The organism is Synechococcus sp. W55.2, from assembly GCF_047461635.1.
GTDB lineage: Bacteria > Cyanobacteriota > Cyanobacteriia > Thermostichales > Thermostichaceae > Thermostichus.
Genome location: NZ_JANSHM010000098.1, coordinates 1 through 6,977, shown reverse-complemented (window position 1 = coordinate 6,977; position 6,977 = coordinate 1). Strand labels below are relative to the sequence as shown.

7 protein-coding genes and 1 pseudogene are annotated in these 6,977 nt (G+C 58.4%); 3 read left to right on the top strand and 5 right to left on the bottom strand.

The genetic code is table 11. The annotated features are described in order from the left end of the window. Positions 1–71: 71 nt before the first annotated feature. A pseudogene (locus NW828_RS13415) lies at positions 72–680 on the top strand (type III glutamate--ammonia ligase); the annotation flags it as partial. A 63-nt stretch (positions 681–743) separates the two neighbouring features. On the opposite strand, the gene NW828_RS13410 reads toward NW828_RS13415, so the two are convergent. From NW828_RS13410 to NW828_RS13390, 5 genes are all read right to left on the bottom strand, one after another. After that, positions 744–1,610, bottom strand: a complete 867-nt coding sequence (locus tag NW828_RS13410) for a shikimate dehydrogenase (RefSeq protein ID WP_414384394.1) — start codon at positions 1,608–1,610, stop codon at positions 744–746. Between the two features lie 62 nt (positions 1,611–1,672). Next, a complete protein-coding gene (locus NW828_RS13405; RefSeq protein ID WP_414384392.1) occupies positions 1,673–2,176 on the bottom strand; it encodes a hypothetical protein in 504 nt (167 codons plus the stop codon). A 50-nt stretch (positions 2,177–2,226) separates the two neighbouring features. Further along, the gene (locus NW828_RS13400; RefSeq protein ID WP_414384391.1) at positions 2,227–3,417 is read right to left on the bottom strand and encodes a response regulator; all 1,191 of its coding nucleotides are present in this window, start codon (positions 3,415–3,417) and stop codon (positions 2,227–2,229) included. A 420-nt stretch (positions 3,418–3,837) separates the two neighbouring features. Beyond that, positions 3,838–4,584 carry an SIMPL domain-containing protein gene (locus NW828_RS13395; RefSeq protein ID WP_414384389.1) on the bottom strand — a complete coding sequence of 249 codons (747 nt, stop codon included), beginning with the start codon at positions 4,582–4,584 and terminating at the stop codon, positions 3,838–3,840. 30 nt (positions 4,585–4,614) lie between these two features. Further along, on the bottom strand, positions 4,615–4,926 hold the full coding sequence (locus tag NW828_RS13390) for a hypothetical protein (RefSeq protein WP_414384387.1): 312 nt from the start codon (positions 4,924–4,926) through the stop codon (positions 4,615–4,617). A gap of 202 nt (positions 4,927–5,128) precedes the next feature. On the opposite strand from NW828_RS13390, the gene NW828_RS13385 reads away from it, so the two are divergent. Next, positions 5,129–5,404 carry a DUF4404 family protein gene (locus NW828_RS13385; RefSeq protein WP_414384385.1) on the top strand — a complete coding sequence of 92 codons (276 nt, stop codon included), beginning with the start codon at positions 5,129–5,131 and terminating at the stop codon, positions 5,402–5,404. Positions 5,405–5,485: 81 nt separating this feature from the next. Further along, complete coding sequence (gene hemL, locus NW828_RS13380; RefSeq protein ID WP_414384383.1) at positions 5,486–6,796, top strand: glutamate-1-semialdehyde 2,1-aminomutase; 1,311 nt, start codon at positions 5,486–5,488, stop codon at positions 6,794–6,796. Positions 6,797–6,977: the final 181 nt, after the last annotated feature.

The window sequence follows — 6,977 nt, the reverse complement described above, 5'->3', positions numbered from 1 at the left end:
TCTATCATAACTTCCGCATTCCTCCCGACACTGACCCTACGGGTACAGTGCGGGGCTCCTGCGATTTCTAGCTGACGGGCAACGGCTGCCACACCCATATTTCTCTTTGGCAGGGGGAGCAAAACCTATTCGCCGATCCCCAAGGGGAATTGGGGCTTTCTCAACTGGCCTATCACTTCATCGGCGGGGTGCTACACCATGCACCTGCTTTGTGTGCCCTCACCAACCCGACGGTCAATTCTTATCGCCGCCTCAATGCCCCCGTCACGCTCTCTGGGGCCACCTGGTCTCCCAATACGATCAGCTACAGCGGCAATAATCGCACCCGCGCCATTCGGATCCCGGATGCCGGGCGGTTTGAATTGCGTTTGGCCGATGCTGCCGCCAATCCCTATCTTTTGGCTGCTGGTCTCATTGCCGCCGGCCTGGACGGGATCCAACACCAACGGGATCCTGGCCCCCGCTGTGACAACAACGCCTACACCGATCCCCTCCCCAATGCCCCAACGTTGCCCGGCTCTCTGGTCGAAGCCCTCAACCATTTAGACCAAAACACCCTGTTCCGCAGCAGGCTTGGGGATCCCTTTGTGAATGCCTACCTCAAGCTCAAACGCCAACAGTGGCAGGAATACAACCGTCAGATCACGCCCTGGGAGCGGGAAACAACCTTGGATTGCTAGCCCGGTAGTTGTTGTTATCTCATTACACCTTGAGAGAGGGCTTCCAACTGGCCTGGAGTGACCCTAAACCTGGGCCAACTGGTGTTGAGCTGCCTGCCGCATCACCTCTACTGGCACAGGCTTGCCTCCCAGCCAAAGCGATAGAGCCTTGGCCCCCTGGTGAACCAGCATCTCTAGTCCACTGATGGGGGTATGTCCCAACTCGGCGGCCATCCGCAGCAGAGGAGTGGGATCCGGCACATAGATCAGGTCGTACACGATGGCACCCGGAGACAGCAGGCCCAGTTGCTCCCGGCTCAGGGGAGAGAGCTCCTGACCGCCAGGGGATCCCGGCTTGTGCATGCCCACGGGGGTGGTGTTGACCAAAAGCCGCGTCTGAGGTAGATAGCAATCCAACTCCGCCCAGTTCACCGTCTCCACCTGCGGCCAAGTCTGTCGCAAGGCCAGCAATGGGTTGGGGGATCGCCCCGCCACCCGCACCGGCCCCAGCCCCAACTCCAAACAGCCTTGGATGGCCGCCCGCGCTGCCCCCCCGGATCCCAGAATGAGAGTAGGGATCCCTTTTTCCAGACCCAGCAAAGGCTGCACAAAGCCATCGATATCGGTATTGGTGCCCGCCCACCCGCCCTCTGGCAAGGGGTAAACCGTATTCACCGCCCCCACCGCTGCTGCCCGCGATTCAATCTGATCGAGCAAAGGGAGAATGGCCTGTTTGTGAGGAATCGTCACATTAAACCCCCGCACCCCAATGGCCGCCAGCCCTGCCACCGCCGCCGCCAAGTGTTTTGGAGCCACCGGAAACGGCACATAGCAATAGTTTTCCCCCATAGCTGCCAAAGCAGCGTTGTGCATGGCCGGGGATAAGCTGTGGGCCACCGGATCCCCAACCAGACCAAGCAATTGGGTGCTTCCCGAAATCCGACCGTCCACCGGCTCAGCCAACTCCTCAAGAGATCCCTTAAGCCACTCAAGATTTAAAGACGATTTAAAAACTACTGAGACTCCGACTCAACCCGCTGCAGAGTCTGCCGGTAGCGATGGCGCCAGTCGGCCAACGATTCTTCCGAAATGTGGTCGATCAAGGTGCTCATCTCCGCCAGGATCTGATAAACGCGGTCAAAGCTTTGTCGGGTTCGCTCTTCCTGCTCCGGTTGATGGATCTGCACCATGTATAAGCTCATCTTGATGGTTTGCAGGCGGTTTTTGCCCAAATCTTCTAGCATTTCCCGAATTTGCCCGATTGCCTCCCGCCTCACCTGTCTCTGCCGCCGTCGCAACAGCCAAAAGAGGATCCCGTGGACGACCCCTACCAAAGTGGCGCTGACCGCCGTTGCCGTTTCTAGCGAAAAAGCGCTGCGGCTGGCCACAAAACCACTTAGCAGAATCACCCCTATTCCCACTGCTGTCAAGACTAGCTCAATGTTGTTTAGGAACCATCTTCCTGCCGGTCTCCAGATCCCAGATCCGGCCACTTGACCCTGAAGAATGCTCGCCATGGCCTTTGGCACCTCCTTTGTGTCTCTCCCGTCGTTCGCTCAGCCCATCACTACCTGCTCAGCCGCCCCAAGGCCAGGCGCGGTCTTCTGCGGCTCAGTTGACGCTTTAGACAAAGCTGCCGGAGTTTTCGCCGCCGCAAGCGGAAGGGTCTGCGGGCCAGGGATCCCGCTGTGGTTGACTCCGGTGCAGAAGCCTGCATTTTTTGGCTGAGCTCTTGATGGTGTTGGCGGAGATCCTCAATCTGCTTGAGGCGAGTTTCCAGCTCTCGGCGCAGTTCGGCGTTTTCTTTTTCCAGACGCTGCAGGCGTTTCAGCAGCTCTGAGGACTCCGTTCCGCTGACGCGGTCGGAAACTGGGATGGGATGGGGAGCAGTCACCACCGAGCTGTGCACATTCCTGCTATCTCGCATAGCCTGGGCAGCCCGGCGCAACAGAGCCACCCCCTTGGGGTCATCGCTGTCCATGAGGCTGGCCGCTCCAAACTGGAGCTGCACCGGCAGCGCCCGCCCATTCACCACAAAGGGATCCTGAATCATCCGCTGGCAGCAGCGTTCGGCAGCCATTTGCGCAGCAGCCAAGGTGCTCCCCGGCAGCAGAATGATAAACTGCCCCTCGTCGTAGCAAAACAGGTCGTCTCCATCGCGCAGGTTATTGGCCAAACGCTCCCTAAACAGTTTGAGCAGATCAGTCCGACCGTCAGCATCCAGCCCTTGTGCCAGAGAACCGAGGTTGGCCAAGCGCAGCACAAACAAGCTGAGGGGTTCCGATTGGGCACGGGCCTGGGCCACCCGCAGCGGCAAACGAGCCACCAAATCCTGACGGTTACCCACCTCCAAACCAATCGACTTGGGGGGAGAGGGAGGAGATTTTTGCCCAGTTTTGAGCAGATATTGCTGGCGGCGACTTTCTACAATGCGCAGCCCTGCCCGCACCCGCGTCAGCAGCTCTGCAGCCTGAAAGGGTTTGGAAAGAAACTCATCGGCGCCTGCCTCCAAAGCCCGCTCCATGCTATCGTTGCCCTCGCGGGCAGTCATAATGATGTAGTACACCCAAGCATATTCCGGCAGTTGCCGCAGTTGACGGCACAGGTCTAGGCCGTTCAGGGAGGGCATGACCCAATCGGCAATGATCAGATCTGGGGGTTGGCGGCGAATTTGCTCCAGCGCGGAGAGGCCATCCAAAGCATAAGAAATACTGCAGCCCTGCTTGCCCAAAAAGTTGGACAGCATCTCTGCCACCATGTAGCTATCATCCACAATCAGTACACGGGCTTGCAGACTGCCGTCTTGACTTCTGCCAGAGACGAGTTTCGCCTTCTCAGGCGCAGGAGCTGCACTAGCGCTCTCCGGTCTGGGATCCATAGACAAACTGAGCAGGATGGCGAGAAAATCCGGGAAAGCAAACTACCCGCAACTTTCCATCGCTATTCTAATGAATGTGGTATCTCCATCGTTATTCTGATGCGGTAGCGAACAGCAGCCGCTTCCACTTTGCCGAGTTGGTTAGATGGATTGAATCACTCTTGAATCACTGAGACTTCGCTCGTCCAGAGCCGCTGTCTGTTGCTGCCCAAGGCTTGCTCTGACCAGAAGCCCTTTGGCGGGAGAGCTGAAATCTATTGGTGAACATTTGTGAATTATTCGAGGCAGCAAAGCAGAGGCTCAGTAACGGATCTCGAGGGTGACTTGGGCGCGCACGGTTTGCTGTCCCCCCTCCACCGGTGTGGATGCCGTTTCTAGACGGGCATAGTCGGCGCGGGCAAAGGGGATCGGCGGCGGGATCATGTAGCCATCGCTCTGAATCTGGATGCGCTCGACGGAACGGATGCTCAGGTTCAAGGCCCCCAGCACATCCTGGGCTTGGCGTTGGGCATCTTCCACGGCTTGGGTTAGGGCGCGGCTGCGCGCCTCCAACAGGGTGGCATCGTCGGCCCGGAAACTGACCGATTCCACCTGGGTGGCTCCGGCGGCCACAGCTTCGTCCAGCACTTGCCCGGCTCTGGCCACGGGCACCTCGAATTGCAGACTGTTTTGCCCCTGCACACCCGTTAGGCGAGGCTGGCCATCCTGATAGTCGTATTGCGGGTAGAGGGAAATGCCGGTGGTTTGCAGAGCGCTTACTTGCAGCTCCTTGAGGCGATTGACCAGCCGCTCTGAGCGTTCTGCCACCTGTTGTTGTACCGATTGCGCCGTCTCCCCCTGGATCACCACCCCCAAGCGAATGAGGGCAATGGAGTTCTCTACGGAGACCGATCCCTGCCCTGTAACCGTCAACATTCGGGATCCCTCACCAGGACTGGCCATCGCTCCACCTCCGGCGATTATGTTCCAACCCAACAGTGCCACCGCCAGTACCAGGCCCAGCCACGCTACCCCCTTCAGCCCTTTCCAACCCCTGATCCCGTTCATTGCTTTCCCCTTCTGTGGTTCAATCCCAGCCTACTCCCACCGCTCCTCAGCCTGATCCGACAAAAGCCCCAGCCACCAGTTCCCTAACCTCACCGAGCCGGTGCGTTCTTGCCCCCACGGATCCCGTATCCGCACACGGAATACCCGTTGATACTTGGAAGTGCTCCCGGAAAAAGGCCCCAGCCGCCAGTACCGTGCCTCCTGGCTCAAAATGGAGTAGCCATGCTTTGCCGCCCACCGCTGCAGCAGCTCTTGGCTGCGTCTTTGTTCCCAGACAAAAATTCCCATGAAAAGGGCAACAGCAACCGCTACCCATACTAGGGTCAATGCCAGCTCAGACATGGGGGTAGACAGCAAGGCTACTGCCCATCCTATGGGAGTTGCTCCAATGCTGGGATCCCCGGCTGCAAAAGTTAACCTTCGCCGCTTACCCGCTCTTAGACCCTAGATAGAGGGATCCCTGCTTCAACCCATCAGACCGTATGATTGAGGCAGGGTGGTCAAAACTCAATCGGTTCTCAAGTCGTTAAGGTCTCTTTACAGAATGGCCGAATCGAAACTGCGACAACTGCTGCACGATCTGGATGTTGAGCTGCAAAAAACCCCTGGCTTGGATGAAAAGCAGCGACAGCACATTGCCACCATTCGCCAGGAAGTGGAAGCGGTGCTGGCCGATCTGGGATCCCGAACCGAGAGCAAACAGAGCCAAGGGCATAGAGATCGCCTTGGAGAGGCGCTGGGCCTGTTCGAGACCTCCCATCCCAACCTTACCCTGATCCTGGAGCAGGTGATCGACACGCTGGCGGGAATGGGTTTGTAGTTTCATGGTCGGTAAAAGGGCTCACCAGAAAGCTCCCTTGCTTGCTAGCCTTGGTAATGCGTTGAAAGCTCCTTATGCTCTATGACCAGCACTCTCCACTCCACCTCGTTTAACACCACCCGCTCCAAGCAGGTTTTTGCCCGGGCACAAAGCCTCATGCCGGGGGGAGTGAGTTCTCCGGTGCGCGCCTTCAAGTCGGTGGGCGGGGATCCCGTCGTGTTCGACCGTGTCTCAGGGGCCTACGCCTGGGATGTGGACGGCAACCAATACATCGACTACATCGGCAGTTGGGGGCCGGCGATTGTTGGCCACGCTCACCCCGAGGTCATTGAGGCTCTGCACCGAGCTTTGGAGAAAGGCACCAGCTTCGGCGCCCCTTGTGTTCTGGAAAATGAGCTGGCGGAGCGGGTCATTGAGGCGGTGCCCAGTGTGGAGATGGTGCGCTTTGTCAATTCCGGCACCGAAGCTTGCATGGCGGCGCTGCGCTTGATGCGGGCCTACACAGGTCGGGAAAAGGTGATCAAGTTTGAGGGCTGCTACCACGGCCATGCGGACATGTTTTTGGTGAAAGCCGGTTCGGGGGTGGCCACGCTGGGCTTGCCAGACTCGCCGGGGGTGCCCAAGGCAGCTACCAGCGCTACGCTGACGGCTCCCTACAACGACCTGGAGGCAGTCAAGGCCCTGTTTGAACAGCACCCCGACTCCATTGCCGGAGTCATCCTAGAGCCGGTGGTGGGCAATGCCGGCTTTATTCCCCCCCAGCCGGGCTTTTTGGAAGGGTTGCGGGATCTCACCCAAAAGTACGGAGCCCTACTGGTATTTGATGAGGTGATGACCGGCTTTCGCATCAGCTATGGCGGTGTACAGGCCAAGTTTGGGGTCATCCCCGATTTAACGACCCTGGGCAAGGTCATCGGCGGCGGCCTGCCGGTGGGGGCCTACGGCGGTCGGCGAGAAATTATGGAAATGGTGGCTCCAGCGGGGCCGATGTATCAGGCAGGGACTCTTTCCGGCAACCCCCTGGCCATGACAGCAGGGATCCAGACGCTGGATATTTTGCGTCGTCCGGGCACCTACGAGTACCTGGAGCGGATTACCGAGAAGTTGGCGACGGGGCTATTGCAGATCGCGCGGGAAACGGGGCATGAGATGTGCGGGGGCTATCTGCCCGGCATGTTTGGCTTCTTTTTTACCGCCGGCCCAGTGCGCAACTACGAAGAGGCCAAGACTTCCGATCTGCAGAAATTTGCCCGCTTCCATCGCGGCATGTTGGAGCGGGGAGTCTATCTGGCGCCCTCGCAATTTGAGGCCGGCTTCACCTCCCTGGCCCACACAGAGGCCGATGTGGAGAAAACTCTAGCCGCCGCGCGAGAGGTGTTGAGCACCCTCTGAGTTGACAATTACCCCCTCGCGAGCCGGGATCCCTGCTATGGCCGAGCACATCCACCGCAACTGGAGCATGACTCTAGTCAATAATAAGCTCAACTATACTGAAAATATAATATGTTCAGTACGGATTACTACCAGTTGATCTTTCTGTTTACTTTCGAGTCTGCCAACATGGTAGCCAAAG

Coding starts and splice junctions, on each gene's coding strand:
- NW828_RS13395 (WP_414384389.1), bottom strand. CDS start 4,584: ATGAACGGGATCAGGGGTTGGAAAGGGCTGAAGGGGGTAGCGTGGCTG.
- NW828_RS13400 (WP_414384391.1), bottom strand. CDS start 3,417: ATGGTGGCAGAGATGCTGTCCAACTTTTTGGGCAAGCAGGGCTGCAGT.
- NW828_RS13385 (WP_414384385.1), top strand. CDS start 5,129: ATGGCCGAATCGAAACTGCGACAACTGCTGCACGATCTGGATGTTGAG.
- NW828_RS13390 (WP_414384387.1), bottom strand. CDS start 4,926: ATGTCTGAGCTGGCATTGACCCTAGTATGGGTAGCGGTTGCTGTTGCC.
- hemL (WP_414384383.1), top strand. CDS start 5,486: ATGACCAGCACTCTCCACTCCACCTCGTTTAACACCACCCGCTCCAAG.
- NW828_RS13405 (WP_414384392.1), bottom strand. CDS start 2,176: ATGGCGAGCATTCTTCAGGGTCAAGTGGCCGGATCTGGGATCTGGAGA.